Source organism: Pseudoalteromonas rubra (assembly GCF_005886805.2).
In the GTDB taxonomy this organism is placed as follows: Bacteria; Pseudomonadota; Gammaproteobacteria; order Enterobacterales; family Alteromonadaceae; genus Pseudoalteromonas; species Pseudoalteromonas rubra_D.
Map to the genome: position 1 here is coordinate 3,372,850 of NZ_CP045429.1, position 17,802 is coordinate 3,390,651.

A 17,802-nucleotide genomic window follows, 5' to 3' on the forward strand; every position below is an offset into this window, starting at 1 on the left:
ATACGCACTCGCTATACTTGTTACACCTTCACTTTATAGAGCAATGAGTTATGGCGCAAGTCGCAGTGCAAATCCACCCTATCAACGCCTTCAATGACAATTATATCTGGGCAATATGTCGGTCAGATAGCAATTTAATGTGGGTTGTGGACCCCGGGCAAAGCGAGCCCGTTATTGAATTCGCCACAGCACAACACAAACAACTGGCCGGCATCTTAGTCACGCACCATCACTGGGATCATACCGATGGCATCGCACCTTTGCTGGCACATTATGGCAACCTGCCCATCTATGGCCCCAAAAATACGCCATTTGGCGGCATCACACACCCTTTGAGTGACAGTGATAAGGTCACCATTGCCGGGCTGGACTTTACCATTGCGCATACACCTGGACATACACTGGACCACATCTGCTACCTGAGTACTGATTTGGCATTTACCGGAGATACCTTATTCAGCGCGGGCTGTGGCCGTTTATTTGAGGGTAGCCCGGCACAGATGTGGCGCGCTATGCAAGCTCTTGCCCAGCTCCCTCCCGAGTGCAAAATTTATTGCACGCATGAATATACGCAGGCTAACCTGACTTTTGCCGCTGCGGTAGAGCCTGGCAATCACGACATTACTACATGGCAGGAGTGGGGCCAGCAACAGCGCGCACAGGCGCTACCAACCTTACCGACAACCATCGCACGTGAGTTAAGCATTAACCCTTTTATGCGGGCAAATCTGCCACATATGCTCGATACTGTACCGTCTGAGTTACAAGCTGACTGTGATGAAGACTGGCAAAGGTTTGCCGTGCTCAGGCAATGGAAGGATAATTTTTAGGCACTGCTTTAATTTTTACAACTAAACAGTTAACATTGACGGGTTTTAGCTGTGGATTTTCTGCGGCACCGTACCCTGACAATGGATCAATGACCGAGTTTTATGAAAAAGCCTCTCTTGCTGCTGTTAGTATCAGCACTGTTGAGCGGTTGTCAAACCACGTTCGACAGCCCCACAATTGAACAAGCCGAACAACTGGACCACGCCAGTCCAGCCGAAATCAGCGACACTCTGATGAGTGCCATTCAGGAACCCGTGGAAGCCGATGAGCCACCACCTGTGTTCGACGACGTCTGGGAGCGGATCCGCTATCAGTTGTCTATTGACGTGCCACAAAACCGGCCCGTAGTTGCAGAACGTAACTACTACCAGCGCCACCAAGCTTACCTGGATCGGATTTCAAAGCGCGCCGAACCCTACCTGTACTATATTGTAGAGGAAGTTGAGAAACGCGAAATGCCGATTGAAATTGCATTGCTGCCAATCGTAGAAAGTGCGTTCGATCCGTTCGGTTATTCTCACCGCAGCGCGTCTGGGATCTGGCAGTTTATGCCACAAACCGGAGAGCGGTTCGATCTTAAACAAAACTGGTGGTATGACGGCCGTCGCGACATCGTTCAGTCAACTCGCGCCGCACTGGAATATCTCACTTACCTGCATAAGACACTCGAAGGCGACTGGCTCAATGCCATTGCGGCCTATAACTCAGGAGAAGGGCGACTACTCAAGGCGATCCGGAAAAATCGTAAGAAGCACTTACCAACCGATTTCTGGTCTTTAGATTTGCCACGTGAAACCACAGCCTATGTGCCTAAATTGCTCGCCCTGTCTGACTTGTTAAAACGCCAGGATGAGTTTAATGTTAAATGGAATAAGATCATTAATGCGCAGGTGGTTGATACCGTCGAAGTAGGATCACAAATCGATTTGGCGTTAGCCGCCGAAATGGCAGATATGTCGCTCACGGAGCTTTATCGTCTAAACCCGGGTTTTAACCGCTGGGCCACAGATCCGAACGGACCACATACCCTGTTGCTGCCAGCAGATAAAATCGAAGCATTTCAAACCCGCCTTGCCAGTACACCAGTCAAAGATCGCCTGCGCTGGCAATACTACACCGTTGCGCGCGGTGATAGTTTATCAGTGATTGCCAAGAAGTTTACCACCAGCACCAGTGCAATCCGTTCACTGAATAAATTGGATTCACATATGATCCGGGTTGGTCAGAAACTGCTGGTCCCACTGAGCGACGGCGAGTTACAAAGCGAGCATTTACCAGATGCCGTGCGCAGCGCTGCAAACAAAGCAACACGCAATAAAAAAACCCATACAGTCACCAGTGGCGATACCTTATGGGATATCAGCCGCGAGTATGACGTCACCGTGGCGCAGCTTGCCAAATGGAACAGACTCAAAGCCAACGCAGTACTTAAGCTGGGACAAAAACTCACCATTTATCAGAGCCAGAGTACCACTCAGCCTGTCGCAAACACGACCGAGCGCACCATTACCTATAAGGTACGTAAAGGAGATTCTCTGACACGGATTGCGGCCAAGTTTAATCTCACTGTCAGTGAAATCGTAAAGTGGAACAAGCTTGCCGGTCAGAAGTATCTCTATCCCGGTCAAAAGCTGAAACTGACCGTGGATGTCAAACGTTCATAACGTTAAAAGCCGCTGACAACAGCGGCTTTTTATTGGCTCTGGGCATCACGCCTTTGTCAAAGGTGTTGCAACCATTTCTGTAGCCAGGGCGCGACCGCTTCATAAGGCTCAAAATGCTCACACGCATCCACATCCAGCCTGGGCTCTGTCACTGTGGCATTGAGCTCCTGAACCAGCACATCGATCTGGCGCCCGGCACCACAAAAGGTATCACCGTAACTACTGTCGCCCAACGCAACAACCCCTACGGTTTTCCCCGTCAGCATGGGAAACTGACTTTGCATTTGCATTTGCAATACTAAGGGTAGCAGGTTTTCCGGAATATCGCCTTGTCCGGTTGTTGAAGAGATAAACAGTAAATTGTCCGCTGAATTGACATGTTCGAGCGTAGGTGCTTCAGCGATCACTGCGCTATGCCCTTGCTGCTCAATGTCGTTTTTAACTTCAGAGGCTAAGTTTTCTGCATTGCCAAATACTGAGCCAACAAAAAGCGTAATGGATGCCATTATAGATAGTCCTTTTCTGTGTCTGGCCAGCCCAGTTGTTTGCATAAGTTCAGCATTTCTTCTCCCAAACTGGCGCGAATGATGATGGGTTCTTGACTATAAGGATGCAAAAACTTGAGCTCAGTTGCAAATAACATCAAACGACGAATACCAAAATGCCCCTGAAAAAAGTGATTTTGCTTGTTATCGCCATGATTCACATCGCCAATTATCGGATGATTCAGGTGATTAAGGTGACGACGGATCTGGTGTTTACGACCCGTTTTTGGAAAACACTCCACCAAAGAGTATCGAATGCTGGGGTATTTACCCAGCGGTATATTGAGCGTAGCCTGATGCAGACAGTTGAACTGAGTTTGTGCTTCCTGTGGCGCTTTATCCTGATCCGCAAACTTATCAGCAATTTTATCAAGCTGCTCTTTCAAGGGTTTATCAACATACACATCTTGCGGTGCAAAGCCCCGTACCAAAGCCAAATAGCGCTTTTGCACCGTGCCGTCGATGAAGATCTGATTCATATCACGCGCAGCCTCGGAGCTCAGCGCAAACAACAAAACACCGGAGGTCGGCCGGTCAAGTCTGTGCACTGGGAACACATGCTGCCCCAGCTGGTCCCTGAGCATCTGCATCGCAAACTGCGTTTCACGTTTGTCTAGAAACGAGCGATGAACCAGTAAGCCTGATGGTTTATTAATGGCCACATAATGTTCATCCTGATAAATGATCTCTAACATCCAGGCCTACTCCGAAACAGCTGAGTCTAGGCGCTGTAACACACCCAGCAATGCGTTAAACTGGGGGTGTTGCGCTAAGTTGACTTCTGCCATGGGCGCGATGGCCATATTGGCAGGTAAAGGGGCGCCGTTTTGCAACAAAGTACGCATCTTGACGATAAAAACAAACTGTAACCATTGCTCAAACCGTAACGTATCGCAGCAAAATGGCTGAGTAGACTGTAACGCCTGTTCCGAAACGGGCTCTGCCTGCCAAAGTTTAGCCTGGCGTAACGTGTGTTCGAGCTCATCAAGCAGTTGCCATACTGGGTGATCCATAGTGCTTCCTCAGACAAATACAAAAGCCCCATTATACCCGATCCAACCCGGGCGTTTGTATCTTTATGGTCACCCTTATCAGTCACCAAGAATAAAGTTATAATCGCGCTTCAACGCAATTAAGTGAGATGAAAATGACAGCGCAAATTACGACTTTAGGTGAACTACTAACTTCAGCAGGCACGCAATGGCGCGCCTATGATATTGGCCGTCGCATAACCAAAATCGATAAAAAGCAGTTTGCGCAAATAGAAACCACTCAGGTGTCCTACCCTTACCCACTCGCTGGCCATGCATTATTAGCGATTCAATTTTGGGACAACCAAGCCACCCAGGATCCCTATGTGTGGTTTTTGAAGCTCCCCCTGGATGAACAGAGTAAACTGGTTGCTGCCAGCCGTGACCACTTTGCCTCTATGGTCATCGATGCCTTAGGCACTCAGCTCACCGGCGAAGCGGCGCAAGGTAAGCTGGATAACAATCCCTATGTCTATGCACCTAATGCCAATAAACTGGCCGCGTTTAATGCGTTGCTGAAAACCGAGCTCAAGCGCCCTGCGTCTCAGTATTATGAATATGCCGAGCTCTATATCGCTGGAAAACTGGGGTTAGATCAGTGGCAAAACCTGGCAGTACAAGGTCTGGCTGACTTTGCCATGCGCCTGGAGCATGGTAACAACCAGAACAATCTCAAGGCCCACTGGTCACAATTACCCAAGGAAGTTCAGTCACCTCTGGCGGCCATGTTAGAACATGTTGCCATTGGTGTTGAGCTAACCGAGCACTTATTGGCTGGCCTGAAACAAGCCGTGAACGATCAAGACTTGACTGCGTGTATCAATCATCTCAGAGCATTATCGGGTAGCCATAGTCTCGGGCTCATCGCTGATGCTGTTGACGCTATATTAGACTCACCACTGGCTACCCAGGCCGATCTGCAACTCACGATTACCGGGCGCTGCTGGGAAACACTGACTGACTCCACAAGGCTCGTTAAGCTCATGGACAGTGCGGCACATAACACTGAGGTGGACGGCTTATTTGAAAGCATTTTCGCCGATCTGGTTGCAATTCCGACATTGCGCCCACATGTCTTAGCTCTACTTAGAACAGAAAATCGCAGTGAAACACTGTCCAGAGCAATAGGCAGGCTATTTAAACGATGATCACTCTTTGGCTTTTTATTCTTATTGGCGCAATCATTGCGTCATTTTGGTTTGGCCGTCAGATTGCTGAAGCGGCACAACAACACGCTGTAGGACAAGCAGAAAAGCTCAATGTCCAGTTACTCAGTGTCGCCTGTGTTAAACGCAGGCTCGGTGTACTGAGTAATGGAAAACTGGGAATAAAAAGCCAATTTGCGTTTGAATTCAGCTCAGATCAGCAAAGTGCTTACACCGGCACTATGCACCTTGAGAACCTCCGTCTGAAAAAAATGGATGTTCCACCCCACCGCATGCTGTAATTTCCATAGTCGGGTGACAGATTAAAGTGCGTTTTTCCGAACGGTCATACATGGTCAGCGTGATAATGGTGAGATGTGATAATGGTGAGATGTGAGATTAAAGAATGGTTTCGAGGTGTACTTTCACAAAGCAAAAAACCAAGGCGTAACCCTTGCGCTACGCCCCAATCTGACGAATTTCCTGGGAGGTATCCAATTCCTCTGCCTACAACAAACTAGCAAGCCGCCAAGCTTCATCATCCCCTGAACGGGTATACATCCTGACATACCCGATCTTCTTCCCTGACTTCATCCGATAGGTTACATCCTGTAGATATCCTTACCGCATCCAAGCACATCCTTTGTCGACTTGTGTAAACTCTGTCACACCGCTCGACTTGTCTTCCCTATTCCTTTTATAAACAACGTCCTTTTTGTGTCCTAAGCCATCCTGGCCTTGTCCACTTCGCTTATCCTAAGCGCTCCTGACTTCCGCTGTTAAACATCATCCTGATGTTACCCGAGTCTCCCTTGACTCTGTCCACTTCGCTTATCCTAAGCGCTCCTGACTTCCGCTGTTAAACATCATCCTGATGTTACCCGAGTCTCCCTTGACTCTGTCCACTTCGCTTACCCTAAGCGCTCCTGACTTCCGCTGTTAAACATCATCCTGATGTTTCCTGAGTCATCCTGACTCTGTCCACTTCGCTTATTCTAAGCGCTCCTGACTTCCGCTGTTAAACATCATCCTGATGTTTCCTGAGTCATCCTGACTCTATCCACTTCGCTTATCCTAAGCGCTCCTGACTTCCGCTGTTAAACATCATCCTGATGTTTCCTGAATCATCCTGACTCCATCCACTTCGCTTATCCTAAGCGCTCCTGACTTCCGCTGTTAAACATCATCCTGATGTTTCCTGAATCATCCTGACTCTATCCACTTCGCTTATCCTAAGCGCTCCTGACTTCCGCTGTTAAACATCATCCTGATGTTTCCTGAGTCATCCTGACTCTATCCACTTCACCCTTTCCTGGCACTGATGTCCTTCCGTCCTTGAACACGATTAAGTTTACGCAATCCTGAATAATGGAAAAGGCGCTTTTTCTCACACTTTTTTTCGTCATCTTCTTGAAACATTCACAAAAACAATAAATTTCAACAACTTAACTTATTGCAGAGGGTTAAAACACTGATACTAAAACGCCTTGACCTACATTCATGTGAGAAAAGTCTCACAGGCTTTTTTCCATAATGGCGGTTCGACTTTTAAACAGCAGTTCACCCTGTACTGATTTGAAGGTTAAAACCTGAAGTTTTTCATAGCCATGCTGACTAAAAAAGAAGTTCTGCTCGGCTTCAGACACAAATACCCCGAGACCACTGGCCAACGGATTTTCTTTAACTAATTCGTCCAATGCATCCAGTAAATGATGACCCAATCCTTGACCCTGATAGTGTGGCTCTACGGCAATAAACGAGAGAAAATAATAGTGCCCGCAATCTGCCAATGCTTCACGTATGGTTTTCTCTTTGTCTATTAATTGCTGAGTTTGTAAATATCCAGCGCTCATCATTAATCGCAAACGCCAGTCCCAACGTCGCGATGCTTGTAGCTCTGTCTGAGCTTCAAATACACAGGCAATCGCCAGTAAGTCTTCTTCCTGGTAAAGACCGATTAAAGGTTGAGCGGACTGGCCGAAACAGGATAACTCCTCACGGATCAAAGCACGGAGCCGAGATTCATAGGTTTGTTCATCCGCACCACCCAGTACATCTTTGAATAACTTGTCATCATGGTAGGCTCTGTATAGCAAGCTGGCCGCCACTCTGCTGTCTTCCGGGGATAAATGTTTAATGGTTAGCTGCGCACTGGTTGTCGAGTTTGTCATGGTAAGTCCTTGTGTTTTTTGTTGTGATTATCCGACGATTTTTTCTTGGTCGGTGTTGTAAATCTACTATAGTTATAGCGTACTTTTTAAACAACCAGAGGGCATATGGACACCAGTGCACATAACCTAAAAAACTTATTCGCTCAGCTTGGATTAGACAACAGTGATGCTGGCATCAAGGCATTTTTTAATCAGCACACACTGCCCAGCGATATGCTTTTGGCAGAAGCCCCGTTTTGGAACGAAGGACAAAAGCACTTCATTGAAGAGTCACTCAGAGAAGATGCTGACTGGAGTGAAATAATCGATGAGCTGGATGCAAGATTACGTTGAACAAAGCTGGCCACACTGGCGATAACCGGAGCATTACCCTGCATGTGCAGTGCTAAACACATGTGACATTGAAAAGCGCTATATGTCATCTCACAAACACGAGCTGCACCTTTTTACTGGTGATGTATTGGCAGCTTAGGTGATACAATGCGCTGAGTTTTAATTTCCAGAGGCCGCTTTATGCACCCCGCAGTTTTGAACGCAATTGCCGCACTCGTTGCGCAAGGCAAAACCCCCACCGTTGCCACCACCAAAGCCAAACTGGCCGAGCCCGTTGCAATGCCCTTGATCATTGCGGGTTTGACGGCTTATAAAAATAATCCAGATCTGCTGTCAACACTGGACGATCAACCAACGCAGAACGCACAACCAGCAGCACAGGATAACGCGCAGACACAGTTAGATCGCATTGAGGCGAAACTGGATAAATTACTCGCTCTGCTGGAGTCTCGTTAAGATGTTCGTTGTTGATCTCACTTTTGACTGTTATCAGGACACTACGCTTGAGCAAGCAGAGCAGGCTATCAACCGAGTGGTTAACGCGCTGCGTTTCAACGGCCAAATCATTGGCGATGAATTTCCCACCGTTTTGAAAGAAGGCTTTTTTATCACTCGGGTAATGTGTCCACTTGAAGATGCACTGCATCCTCTGCATCACAGCCCATTCGTTAAGCACGCCATTGATCAACTTCAGCAGGCGGGATTGTTAGCACCTAAAGTCAAAGTGATAGGTCAGGATATTCATGCCAATGGCGCTGATCAGTGCCAGTCTCCGTCCAGCTATATTCTCTATACAACCTATGTGCACACCTGTAGTCCGTTGTATTGTGGTGATGATTTTCAGCCAGTGCCTCTGTATAAGATCCCGGCCATCGCCAATGGCGATTATAAAGCACTAATAAAATGGCAAGAAGACTGGCAGGCCTGTGATCAGATCCAGATTAATGGTGCAACACGCTGCGAGTTTGCCGCTCTCAATGAATTGACCAGCCTGGATAGCGATCTCACCCGTCGGGGCCTGGATCTCAGTAAACGGATCCGTTATCTCACCAAAAAGCCGGTTTATTATTACTTGTACCGGGTTGGGGGTGAAAGCCTGGCACAGGAAAAAGCACGCTTGTGTCCGAGCTGCGGTGCACAGTGGGCATTAGATGAGCCCTGGTTTGGCATTTTCGATTTCAAATGTGATGCCTGTGAACTGGTTTCCAATATTTCCTGGGATTTCCAGTAAAGACGTAAGAGGTGGCCTCGCCACCTCCTGATATAGCTTAAAACTGCGAGATCAGCTGAGCCAGAAACGCACTCAGACTGGGCGCCAGCACTGTATGTGGCGCCTTACCCACGCGTTCAAGACATACTTCCCCCGTACTGAGTTGCACTGTAATTAAGACATCTTCCTGCGCAGTCAAACCAATAAAAACGGTATCAGCTTGCTTCAGGCGACGCTTCATTAACACATGCCCGGTGATATTCTGTTGCAAGCGCTCGAAATCTTCTTCATTCCAGGCCTGCAGCAGTTCAACCTCTTCTCCATCCAGCGTAGCCACAATATTGCCACCATACGCTGTGCCATAAAACGCATTTAACTCAGGGCTAAACTGAGTTTCCAGCGCACTGGCCAGTGCAGTCAAATCACCGCCCGGATTTCTGGACACGGCTTGCCAGGCAATCAGGCCATCGCCTCTTGGCTCACCGGTTTCACACGGGCTGGGCCATTGTGCATCATGCTCGATCAATGGCCAGTGACCGTGGGTCTGCTGTACCGAGTTGGCAAATTTATCATGAAGTTCGAGGATCAAAGTGCTCACGCTCATACTGCTATTTTCGCTCATTATTCGCTATAATCGGAGCCATTGTAACTACTAATGGATCAACATGACAGACTACAATAACGCCCCGGAGTTAAAAGCCTCTGTGCTGGGTAAAACCACCGAATACGCCAGTCAGTACGAGCCAAGCTTGCTTCACCCTATCGCGCGCAAGCTTAATCGTGATCAGATAGCCGTTGATGAGCAGGCATTGCTATTTTTTGGTGAAGATATCTGGCATGGTTATGAGCTGTCCTGGCTGAATACAAAAGGTAAACCCCAGGTGGCCATCGCCCGGTTTGTGTTCCCTTGCCAGAGCAGTCATATTATCGAGTCTAAGTCATTTAAACTTTATCTGAACAGCTTCAATCAGAGTCAATTCGCCAGCTTTGAGGCGGTACGTGACACATTACAGCAGGATCTCTCCAAAGCGGCCCAGTGCGATGTTACAGTGACCTTGTACGGCCCTGACGACCACAACTGCCTGCCATTTTCAGCCCTGCCTGGAGAGTGCATTGATGAACTAGACATTACTGTGGATGATTACAGCCCGCGCGATGGCTTATTAACTCAGGAAAACGACCAGCAAGTGAGTGAAACCCTGCACAGCCACTTGTTAAAGTCTAACTGCCTGATCACCTCTCAGCCAGACTGGGCAAGTATTGTTATCCGCTATGAAGGGGCGAAAATCTGTCGTGAATCATTGCTACGTTACCTGATCTCATTTCGTGACCACAATGAATTTCATGAACAGTGTGTAGAGCGCATCTACTGCGATCTGCTGCGCGCGCTCAACCCCGCCAAGCTGGAAGTGTATGCACGTTATACGCGTCGTGGTGGCCTGGACATCAATCCGTTCCGTTCCAGCGAACAAAATCAGACCACCTTTAATGTCCGGATCAATCGTCAGTAAACGCTTCAATCGGCACACTGACCGCGCAAACATCGGTGTGATTGGCCTGGTGTAAAAACCAGGCTTCAGGGCGATTCTTGCGCGCTTCAATCAAAGCCCGAAATGCGTGACTATGGGTATTGAACACCCGAAAACGTTGCTTGTCGGTACGCTGAATATCCGCCAATACCTCAACGCCAAGAATAGGGTTAAAAGGCTGGTTTTCTTCAGGTTGTCTGTGCAATCGTTGCACATGTTCCATACCAGCTAACACTCGGCCAAAAACCGTGGTATTTAAATCCAGATACCGTTGTGCTGTTAATGTGAAATAGAATTCACTGCCCCCGCTATCAGCGCTATTTTGCCGCGCCATCGCAAAAGTACCCGGACAATGGGTCTGCCAGGTACGTGTCCCTTTGTCGTTCTGTGCTACGGCAAACCCATTTAAAAACCCGGTCCGTGGTGCATAACCATCGACCAGGTTTAAGGGAGTGATCTCCTGAGGCTCTGCGGTTGCCAGGAAAAGCTCAGCCGGAATAGTTTTTGACCCCTTGAGTGGGTGTTTCTCGTCGCTCTGATCTCCGCCCTGTGCGACAAAACCTTCAACAAAGCGATACATAGTCAAGTCACGGTAAAAGTCCTCTCGCGCCAGCGCTTTAATATTTTCCACATGGCCTGGCGCCAGCTGCGGGTTTAGTTCGACATAAACGGGCCCCGTTGGCAAAGTGATCTTAAGGATGTGCTCCAATGGTACTGACCGCCAATCCGCATCGCCTGCCTGTGCGATGATCTCTGCAGGGGCTGGTGTCGTCTGAGGTACATTAACACTATCAGTTTGTGCCAGTTTGTCGGTTGCCTGACAGGCAGTGAGTGCGAGGAGCAACAGCGCTGCTGTGCTCATCCTTGATGTTATTTTGCGTATTATTATTGTCATTATATGTTCCTGGTTGATACCACAATTCGCTGCGCGACAAAGGTGTCTCGGCAGACAAGGTTGGATTCGGCAAGCGTAGGTGAGTGCGCCCAGCCAAATCGAGTTGTGTTAGCTGATCCGCGAAATGGCGACGAAATAGCTGCTCAAAACAGCCATCCGCAATCGCTTGCTCAAGGCCTGCTTGCAGCAAATCACGAAGCTGAATATTGGCTTTATCGACAAACAGATAAACTGCTGAGGGATAACTAATTAATAGACTGGGTTGCACCATAATATCAGTGCGTGAAGGAAAGTCATTGGCAGCCAGAATATCTAGCGGCACGACATCCAGGCGTTTGTTACTGAGCATAGTCATGGCCTTTTCGGTATCGTGGAAGGCCACCACCTGTAACCCGTTGCGTTCGAACACTGCTCTGTCAGGCCAGTCATGACGCAGCCCAAACAACAAAGGCTGCAACTGCCCCCAATGCTTAATATCCACAAAGTCCGCCGCTCGGCTGGCAGCAATGAACAACACACGATAGCCCAGCAAACCTTTAACCAGTGGGATACGCACAGCCAGGGCCTGCTGCTCACGCGCCTTACTGGTCACAGACCAAAACACATCAATGCCCGATGGTTTACCGAGCAAACGCAATGCCCGACTCTGTGTCGGGATCCCGACAATTGGCTTAAATGTCACAGGTCTGGGTTGATAAGATAGTGCCAATGCCAGTAACTCAGTCACATAAGGGTTGGCGCCCGCAGTGACACGTATCTCAAGCGGCCCAATAGCACGAGAGGCCGTGGCAGAGCCGGAGATACAGAGCATCAGTAGCAACAAAAAACGGCGCATCATTCGTCCCAGTCAAACTTATACAGCAGATCAATACTCTTATATAAACCGCTGGTGGCTTCAATATAAAACTTTGAAAAAATACGATACCGCACTGCCACTTCGCTGAGCGATGCAAATACCCCGACCCGGTAACTCACCTGTACACTGGGCGTCAGATAGCCAGATACTTCAACCTGAGTATCGTCTCCGCTGCCTTTGGCGGTCAAATTCACATCCTTCACCCCTATCGTCTCTCCCGCTTTGGCGAAATAACCCTTACTGCGATCGATACTCTGCGACAATAAAAACTGTGCCAGCATGGTATTGTTATTACTTTCCCCCTCACCCAATGGCTGCCCATTGAGCAAATAAGCCAGCGCCTGTGCCTGATCCATCGCGGGCTCTGAGTAAATCACCAGCTCCGGGCTGCGAATGCTGCCTTTCACTTCAACACCGGCAATCACGCCATTGGCTGTGGTATCTGGGTTGCGTATCGCACGCACATTGATATAAGGCTTATCCAATGGGCCATTAAAGCCCAGCTGACCAGTCTCTATGCTCAAATCCTGACCAAATGCCTTATATTGTCCTTCTCGCAGATTAATCTCGCCGCTGGCCAGCATGGCTGAAGCGAGTTGTTTTTCCAGCGATAACTCACCTGCCAGATAAGCATCCAGCCCCATCGCTTTGACTCTGACATCATCAAGCAAACTGACATCCAGGTCGAGCCGATAATCCACTATCTGAGCAGACTCACTGGCACTGGGATTAGCGCCATCAATGATGACCTGATCGTCACTCACAGTAACAACCCCTTCTGGCAGTTCTTCTATCTCGATACGTCCATAAGGGACACTGACCGATCCCAATAACTCAGCATACTGGCCGTTGTAGCTCAGTGACAAATCGGGCGAAATATCCAGTTCGATACCTGGCTGTGGCATCAGTGTCAGGCGCTCGCCATTGAGCCGCAATTTCGCCGCCATAGCGGCATGCCAATCGATCTCGCCGGTGAATGTAAGCTGACCTCGGGGCAACGTGTGTAGCTCACCATGGAGCAGAGCCTGCTGGCCACTCAATTGTATATCAAGGTCTAAATCGCTGATGGCCATCGGAATTTCACTGGCTTTTAGTTGAACATCCGTGACTCTGAGCTGCCCATTCAGCTGGGGCTGAGACAGTGCACCATCGATGCCTATCTGACCAGCGATAGTGCCAGCCAGTTCCAGATCGGGCCACAACAGACGGCGGAGCAAAGGCTTAAACTTATCAAGCTCTATGCCTGCGATGTTGACAAAACCGCGCATGGAACGTGTCTCTGCCTGTAATGGCATCGCCAGCTCGCCATTGAAATGACCTAACTTTTTGAGCGCCAGTTGCCAGGCCGTTTTGGCTTGTTGTGCATCACTGTTGAGTGTCAGTGAAAAGCGTTCTATTTCAAGAGGTAAGATCGGCGCAACGCTGTCCTCACCATCATCGAGCTGCTCAGCAACAGCGCCATGTAGAATAACCTGAGCGTCAGACATATCCAGCTGCCCATCCAACGCCTGTAACTGACCTTGTGACCAGTTTGCCTTTGCATGACCCGATAATAAGCCTTGTAGCTGCGCCACGTTACTAAGTAACGGATTAAAATGTGCCAGGTCTAGTTGCTGCAACTCTACGCTGGCTTGGCCCTGAGCCCCCTGCTGCGCCGCGAAGCAAAGCTGACCGGGTGCCAGTGTCCAGCATTGACGCCCTATCTCCACTTGCCCGTCTTTAGCCCGAATAGGCGCAGGTGCCACCAACGCCAGTTCGCTATTGTTTATGCGTAACAGGCCAGTATCAAGTTGACCTGCCCAGGCTTGCTGAGCATACTGCCCACTCAGGGCCAACTCGGCACTGCCGCCGCTATTGTTAACTTGCACCCTCAGCTGATGCTGACTTTGATCACCCTGCACCATCACACTAAGTGCCGTTTCGGGTAACTCACCCTGCGTCACAGCCGGCAAAGAGACACGCAAATCCGTCAACCAATTTTTGGCTATATCCACCGTCAGTGCCAGTGTACCGCCGTCAAGCGCAGTGTCCTCATAGACCAGTTTGTCGAGCTGGCTGTTCAATGTGAGCTTTGGCATATCAATCGGTCCGGTCGCCGTAAACAGCCCTGACAGGTGCGCATCCACAGGCAAAAGCGTATTTCGTTCATGGGCCAGGGTCAGCTCACCTTGCAAGTCCAGTTGTTTATCGGCTTTGCCTGACAACATAACCTGACTTTGCCCATAACTAAGCTGAGCAGCCTGGATCTCACCATGTAAGTTACTATTTACTTCGCCTCGGACCATCACTTTTAGAGGCAGTGCAGCCAGCTTGCCAGAAAGTGTGAGTTCATCGACCTGTGCCAGCCAGTGCTGATCCTGCCGAGTAAACTCGAGCTGATAAGCGCCCGACAGCTCAGTCTCATCCAGTTCAAGCCAGGCGCCTAAAGGCAGCCTGTATAGCTCCCCCTGTAACTGACTGCGAAGCCCTTCTTGCCAGCTCACCTGAGCATTCAGTTGCGTATACGCTTCTCCCAGTGCTACCTGAGCTTCTTCCAGCGTCAATGCTGTCAGGCCTCCATTGGCAGCCAGTTTCACAGTGAGCTGATTATCCGGCACGGCCAGCTGTTCGCTCAGCACCACATTGGCATTCGCTGTAAACTGATAGTCATCCGCTGTCCCCGAAGCACTTAGCATCAGCTGCTGCAGCGTGTTATCAGCATCAAACGCAAATTGCCCAGCCTGAACATCCAGTGAAAACGGCCAGTTTGGAACTGCTGGAGTCACACTTAATACGACTTTGCCTTGCACCAGACCTGTCGTATCCGCAACCAGTTCAAGTTGCTGCAAATCACCTTTAAATGAGGCCGCACTTTGATAATCCGGATGCTGATAGTCAAGCGTACCCGATACAGCCCAGCTGCTCAGGTCAGCCTGCGCTGTGGCTACCAGCTGATGTGCGAGATAAGCCATCGACAAGCGCTTTATCGATAATTCGGACTGCTGAGCACCTGCGCTTAATGCTAACTGATTCAGTACCTGAGTATCGCCCCCGTAAGATTGATAAACAAGCTCACCTATAGACAGTTGTTCAAGATCAACGGCCATTGGAAGGCGTATGGCTGGCAAGGATAGCGCTGGTATCTCTGTCGGTATAACGAAAGGCGCGGCAGGTGCTGGCGCTTCAGTTTGTGTGACTTGTATGCTGCGCAGTGCAAACTGACCAACCTGCATAACCTGCTCATCAATGCGCGCAGTCAGCATCAGTTCATTAAGATCTATCTGATATCCCGCTGCTTTGATATCTGCAACGTCCAGTGTCAATTGCTCGATGGCAACTGAGAAAGGCACGGTCACAGAAGCTAGCCCAGACGCTGGCTCAGTGCCTGTAGTGCCAGGCTGAGCATTCCCTTGCTCAGTCAGATGCAACGTCACCTCGTCGGCACGGCCAGAGAGGCACAGGGTTGCACAGCTAAACCATTCAAGCGACAGACTTAGCTGACGCGCGTCAAAAACAAGCTGTTCGTTTTCAAACCGGATATCCAGTACAGCATTAGACAACAAACGTGCCTGCGGCGAGCTGATCTGTAAACCGGAGACACTGTGGTTGGCCACCCAGATAACGAACTTGTGACCGGGTAAGGTAAATAGCAGGCAAAATGCGGTCACACATACACCAAGGACAGCATAGCTAATACGGCGCAGCCAGGTTTTCAATCCCATTACATCTCCGGTCCAATCACAATACTTAAACGGGTACTTTTGCTGTCTTTACTCAGCCCCCAGGCGTGGTCCAGCCGGATTGGCCCAACTGGTGTCAGATAACGCAGCCCGAAGCCGGCTCCCAATGCCCATTTCTCTTTAAAATCATCCGTCGCCGTACCGCTATCAACAAACAGCGCTACACGCCAGTTAGGCAATAACTGATAATTGTACTCAGCACTGGCGGTCGCCAGGTATTTGCCCCCCAGCAACTTACCATCCTCATCTCGAGGAGCAACCGACTGATAGGCGAACCCTCGTACGCTCTGATCGCCACCGGCGAAAAAGCGCATATTAAAAGGTACAGCCGCAATGTCATCTGCCACAATCGCACCGACTTCAAGACGCGTCAAAAAAAAGTGCCGCTGTTCCAGGTTTCGCAACCAGGCGTTTCTCCAGCGAACTTTGAGTAAAGACGTTGAAGAGATCACGGAGTCACTGGCCAGCTCGACCGAGATCAGTCGCTCATTCCCCCAGTAAGGCAACATTCCACCCAGCGTTTGCTTTTTCGCATAGCTAACCCCCGGGATCAGCATTTCAGTCTTAAGTACCTCACCATCTTGTTCACTGGTTTCATGTTCACGTTTTAAAAACGCAGTGCGCACCCAGTTGCCGGATGTCAGCCATTGACGCTGAACCTGGATATTCCAGGTTTTGGTATCCACCCCTTCGGTCAGATCATCTTGTAACTGATAACCACCAAGAACGCGAAATACATCGCTATTGGGGTCACTCATCGGGATAGTGTAAGCCGCACTGATATCCTGCTGACGCTGAGACACATTGAGATCTGAGGTCATCGAATGTCCCCCGTCAGTGATCCAGGGCTTACTCCATTTAAAGCGCGCTTTTGCCCCCAACTCAGTGCTATATCCCCCACCAACTTCATAGCTGTTGGCGGGTTTATCGACCAGCTCAACACGGATAGGGACCTCCCCCTCTTGCCTGGCTTTAAGCAAAGGATATACCCGAACACTTTGAAAATAGGGGGTTTCATTTAATGTCAGATTGTACTCAGACAATTTATCCGCAGCATACAACTCACCAGGCTGAAACGGGCTCAGCGCTCTGGCAAAGTCTATTGCTTTTGACTCAGATGACAAACGCAGCGCACCAAAGCGATAGCGGGGACCAGCTGAAAGGACTAAGGTAGCAGAAACCTGCTGCAACTCAGGCTCTACCGTCAGCTGCTTTTTCTGCCATTGAAAATCAAAATAGCCCAGCTCCAGCAGCAAGCTTTCTATTCGCGCTTTGGTGGCTTCATACTGATCATGTCTGACTTGCTCGCCCGCCTGGATTGCACCCGCGATTAAACGGCTGCGTAGGGTTTCATCTTCAACCCCCTGGAGGGAGATCTCGACTTTGTGCCAGGACAAGGGTGTCCCGGGATCCAGATGTAATGCGACACCGCGAGTCTGAGGGTCAAATACCACAGAGAGCGTATGGCGATAATATCCAAGTGCCTGCAATGCCTTAGTAACATCTTTATTTATAAGCTTAGTTCTGCGCGGCGTAAAAGGTTTACCCACATACGAAGCCATAAACCGTATGACATTGTCCCTTGCTTCATCAGTCAACTCAGCGCTGTCAGGGGCACTGTGGATGGTAAACTCTGAGATACCAGACGACGCTATAGCCAAGGAATGAAATGAAAAAAGTAGCACAACAAGAACGGTACTAAACGCAGATAAACGCACTAAATAACCCTATAAATCACAATGGCATTATAATACCACAGCAAGTTGACGCTGACATGGCGTGGTTAGGCTCATTACTGTGTTATTTTTATGCGCATGCATACAAATTTTTGTGGTCAGTGCTTTTTATTTTGTGTTGGATAGCGGACAATATC

The 17,802-nt window shown here is 49.3% G+C and carries 17 protein-coding genes; 8 read left to right on the forward strand and 9 right to left on the reverse strand.

Translation table 11 applies throughout. The annotated features are described in order from the left end of the window. Positions 1–50: 50 nt before the first annotated feature. Together gloB and CWC22_RS14635 are read left to right on the forward strand one after the other, a co-directional pair. Positions 51–830, forward strand: a complete 780-nt coding sequence (gene gloB, locus CWC22_RS14630; protein WP_138539767.1) for a hydroxyacylglutathione hydrolase — start codon at positions 51–53, stop codon at positions 828–830. 102 nt (positions 831–932) lie between these two features. Next, positions 933–2,495 carry a lytic transglycosylase gene (locus tag CWC22_RS14635; protein ID WP_138539766.1) on the forward strand — a complete coding sequence of 521 codons (1,563 nt, stop codon included), beginning with the start codon at positions 933–935 and terminating at the stop codon, positions 2,493–2,495. A 56-nt stretch (positions 2,496–2,551) separates the two neighbouring features. Here CWC22_RS14635 and CWC22_RS14640 read toward each other — a convergent pair whose 3' ends face one another. Genes CWC22_RS14640 through CWC22_RS14650 form a run of 3 tightly spaced genes read right to left on the reverse strand, consistent with a single transcriptional unit; the run spans position 2,552 to position 4,053 of the window. Beyond that, positions 2,552–3,001, reverse strand: a complete 450-nt coding sequence (locus CWC22_RS14640) for a flavodoxin domain-containing protein (protein WP_138539765.1) — start codon at positions 2,999–3,001, stop codon at positions 2,552–2,554. Further along, complete coding sequence (truC, locus tag CWC22_RS14645; RefSeq protein ID WP_138539764.1) at positions 3,001–3,735, reverse strand: tRNA pseudouridine(65) synthase TruC; 735 nt, start codon at positions 3,733–3,735, stop codon at positions 3,001–3,003. Before truC ends, CWC22_RS14640 begins: the two co-directional genes overlap by 1 nt. 6 nt (positions 3,736–3,741) lie before the next feature. Then, entirely contained in the window at positions 3,742–4,053 is a 312-nt protein-coding gene (locus tag CWC22_RS14650; RefSeq protein WP_138539763.1) for a YqcC family protein, read from the reverse strand. A 134-nt stretch (positions 4,054–4,187) separates the two neighbouring features. On the opposite strand from CWC22_RS14650, the gene CWC22_RS14655 reads away from it, so the two are divergent. Together CWC22_RS14655 and CWC22_RS14660 are read left to right on the forward strand one after the other, a co-directional pair. Continuing rightward, positions 4,188–5,219, forward strand: a complete 1,032-nt coding sequence (locus tag CWC22_RS14655) for a DUF3549 family protein (protein WP_138539762.1) — start codon at positions 4,188–4,190, stop codon at positions 5,217–5,219. Then, positions 5,216–5,518 carry a DUF3301 domain-containing protein gene (locus tag CWC22_RS14660; RefSeq protein WP_010382772.1) on the forward strand — a complete coding sequence of 101 codons (303 nt, stop codon included), beginning with the start codon at positions 5,216–5,218 and terminating at the stop codon, positions 5,516–5,518. Before CWC22_RS14655 ends, CWC22_RS14660 begins: the two co-directional genes overlap by 4 nt. A gap of 1,212 nt (positions 5,519–6,730) precedes the next feature. On the opposite strand, the gene CWC22_RS14665 is transcribed toward CWC22_RS14660, so the two are convergent. Further along, positions 6,731–7,387, reverse strand: coding sequence for a GNAT family N-acetyltransferase (locus CWC22_RS14665; RefSeq protein ID WP_125563512.1), 657 nt, complete (start codon positions 7,385–7,387; stop codon positions 6,731–6,733). Positions 7,388–7,492: 105 nt separating this feature from the next. Here CWC22_RS14665 and CWC22_RS14670 point away from each other — a divergent pair, with 105 nt between their 5' ends. The 3 genes from CWC22_RS14670 to CWC22_RS14680 all read left to right on the forward strand — a co-directional run bounded on the left by CWC22_RS14670 (position 7,493) and on the right by CWC22_RS14680 (position 8,951). After that, on the forward strand, positions 7,493–7,720 hold the full coding sequence (locus tag CWC22_RS14670) for a DUF2789 domain-containing protein (protein WP_138538639.1): 228 nt from the start codon (positions 7,493–7,495) through the stop codon (positions 7,718–7,720). A gap of 180 nt (positions 7,721–7,900) precedes the next feature. Further along, positions 7,901–8,176: a hypothetical protein gene (locus CWC22_RS14675; RefSeq protein WP_138538640.1), complete on the forward strand. Its 276-nt coding sequence runs from the start codon at positions 7,901–7,903 to the stop codon at positions 8,174–8,176. 1 nt (position 8,177) lies between these two features. Continuing rightward, positions 8,178–8,951 carry a Zn-ribbon-containing protein gene (locus CWC22_RS14680; RefSeq protein ID WP_138538641.1) on the forward strand — a complete coding sequence of 258 codons (774 nt, stop codon included), beginning with the start codon at positions 8,178–8,180 and terminating at the stop codon, positions 8,949–8,951. A gap of 37 nt (positions 8,952–8,988) precedes the next feature. Here CWC22_RS14680 and syd read toward each other — a convergent pair whose 3' ends face one another. Beyond that, a complete protein-coding gene (gene syd, locus CWC22_RS14685) occupies positions 8,989–9,534 on the reverse strand; it encodes a SecY-interacting protein (protein WP_125563520.1) in 546 nt (181 codons plus the stop codon). Positions 9,535–9,595: 61 nt separating this feature from the next. On the opposite strand from syd, the gene queF reads away from it, so the two are divergent. Next, the gene (gene queF / locus CWC22_RS14690; protein ID WP_138538642.1) at positions 9,596–10,441 is read left to right on the forward strand and encodes an NADPH-dependent 7-cyano-7-deazaguanine reductase QueF; all 846 of its coding nucleotides are present in this window, start codon (positions 9,596–9,598) and stop codon (positions 10,439–10,441) included. On the opposite strand, the gene CWC22_RS14695 is transcribed toward queF, so the two are convergent. From CWC22_RS14695 to CWC22_RS14710, 4 genes are read right to left on the reverse strand one after another with little or no spacing between them, the layout of a single operon-like run. Then, a complete protein-coding gene (locus tag CWC22_RS14695) occupies positions 10,428–11,321 on the reverse strand; it encodes a peptidylprolyl isomerase (protein WP_125563524.1) in 894 nt (297 codons plus the stop codon). The two genes, queF and CWC22_RS14695, sit on opposite strands and share 14 nt — an antisense overlap. Continuing rightward, on the reverse strand, positions 11,251–12,189 hold the full coding sequence (locus CWC22_RS14700; RefSeq protein ID WP_164517613.1) for a transporter substrate-binding domain-containing protein: 939 nt from the start codon (positions 12,187–12,189) through the stop codon (positions 11,251–11,253). Before CWC22_RS14700 ends, CWC22_RS14695 begins: the two co-directional genes overlap by 71 nt. Next, positions 12,189–15,911, reverse strand: a complete 3,723-nt coding sequence (locus CWC22_RS14705; RefSeq protein ID WP_138538643.1) for a translocation/assembly module TamB domain-containing protein — start codon at positions 15,909–15,911, stop codon at positions 12,189–12,191. Before CWC22_RS14705 ends, CWC22_RS14700 begins: the two co-directional genes overlap by 1 nt. Beyond that, positions 15,911–17,647 (reverse strand): autotransporter assembly complex protein TamA, encoded by a 1,737-nt coding sequence (locus tag CWC22_RS14710; protein ID WP_138538644.1) that lies wholly within the window; start codon positions 17,645–17,647, stop codon positions 15,911–15,913. The genes CWC22_RS14705 and CWC22_RS14710 overlap by 1 nt, the downstream gene beginning before the upstream one ends. Between the last annotated feature and the right edge of the window lie 155 nt (positions 17,648–17,802).

Excerpts from the sequence above, each read along its gene's own strand:
- gloB (WP_138539767.1), top strand. The coding sequence starts at position 51 with ATGGCGCAAGTCGCAGTGCAAATCCACCCTATCAACGCCTTCAATGAC.
- CWC22_RS14635 (WP_138539766.1), top strand. The coding sequence starts at position 933 with ATGAAAAAGCCTCTCTTGCTGCTGTTAGTATCAGCACTGTTGAGCGGT.
- CWC22_RS14640 (WP_138539765.1), bottom strand. The coding sequence starts at position 3,001 with ATGGCATCCATTACGCTTTTTGTTGGCTCAGTATTTGGCAATGCAGAA.
- truC (WP_138539764.1), bottom strand. The coding sequence starts at position 3,735 with ATGTTAGAGATCATTTATCAGGATGAACATTATGTGGCCATTAATAAA.
- CWC22_RS14650 (WP_138539763.1), bottom strand. The coding sequence starts at position 4,053 with ATGGATCACCCAGTATGGCAACTGCTTGATGAGCTCGAACACACGTTA.
- CWC22_RS14655 (WP_138539762.1), top strand. The coding sequence starts at position 4,188 with ATGACAGCGCAAATTACGACTTTAGGTGAACTACTAACTTCAGCAGGC.
- CWC22_RS14660 (WP_010382772.1), top strand. The coding sequence starts at position 5,216 with ATGATCACTCTTTGGCTTTTTATTCTTATTGGCGCAATCATTGCGTCA.
- CWC22_RS14665 (WP_125563512.1), bottom strand. The coding sequence starts at position 7,387 with ATGACAAACTCGACAACCAGTGCGCAGCTAACCATTAAACATTTATCC.
- CWC22_RS14670 (WP_138538639.1), top strand. The coding sequence starts at position 7,493 with ATGGACACCAGTGCACATAACCTAAAAAACTTATTCGCTCAGCTTGGA.
- CWC22_RS14675 (WP_138538640.1), top strand. The coding sequence starts at position 7,901 with ATGCACCCCGCAGTTTTGAACGCAATTGCCGCACTCGTTGCGCAAGGC.
- CWC22_RS14680 (WP_138538641.1), top strand. The coding sequence starts at position 8,178 with ATGTTCGTTGTTGATCTCACTTTTGACTGTTATCAGGACACTACGCTT.
- syd (WP_125563520.1), bottom strand. The coding sequence starts at position 9,534 with ATGAGCGTGAGCACTTTGATCCTCGAACTTCATGATAAATTTGCCAAC.
- queF (WP_138538642.1), top strand. The coding sequence starts at position 9,596 with ATGACAGACTACAATAACGCCCCGGAGTTAAAAGCCTCTGTGCTGGGT.
- CWC22_RS14695 (WP_125563524.1), bottom strand. The coding sequence starts at position 11,321 with ATGAGCACAGCAGCGCTGTTGCTCCTCGCACTCACTGCCTGTCAGGCA.
- CWC22_RS14700 (WP_164517613.1), bottom strand. The coding sequence starts at position 12,189 with ATGCGCCGTTTTTTGTTGCTACTGATGCTCTGTATCTCCGGCTCTGCC.
- CWC22_RS14705 (WP_138538643.1), bottom strand. The coding sequence starts at position 15,911 with ATGGGATTGAAAACCTGGCTGCGCCGTATTAGCTATGCTGTCCTTGGT.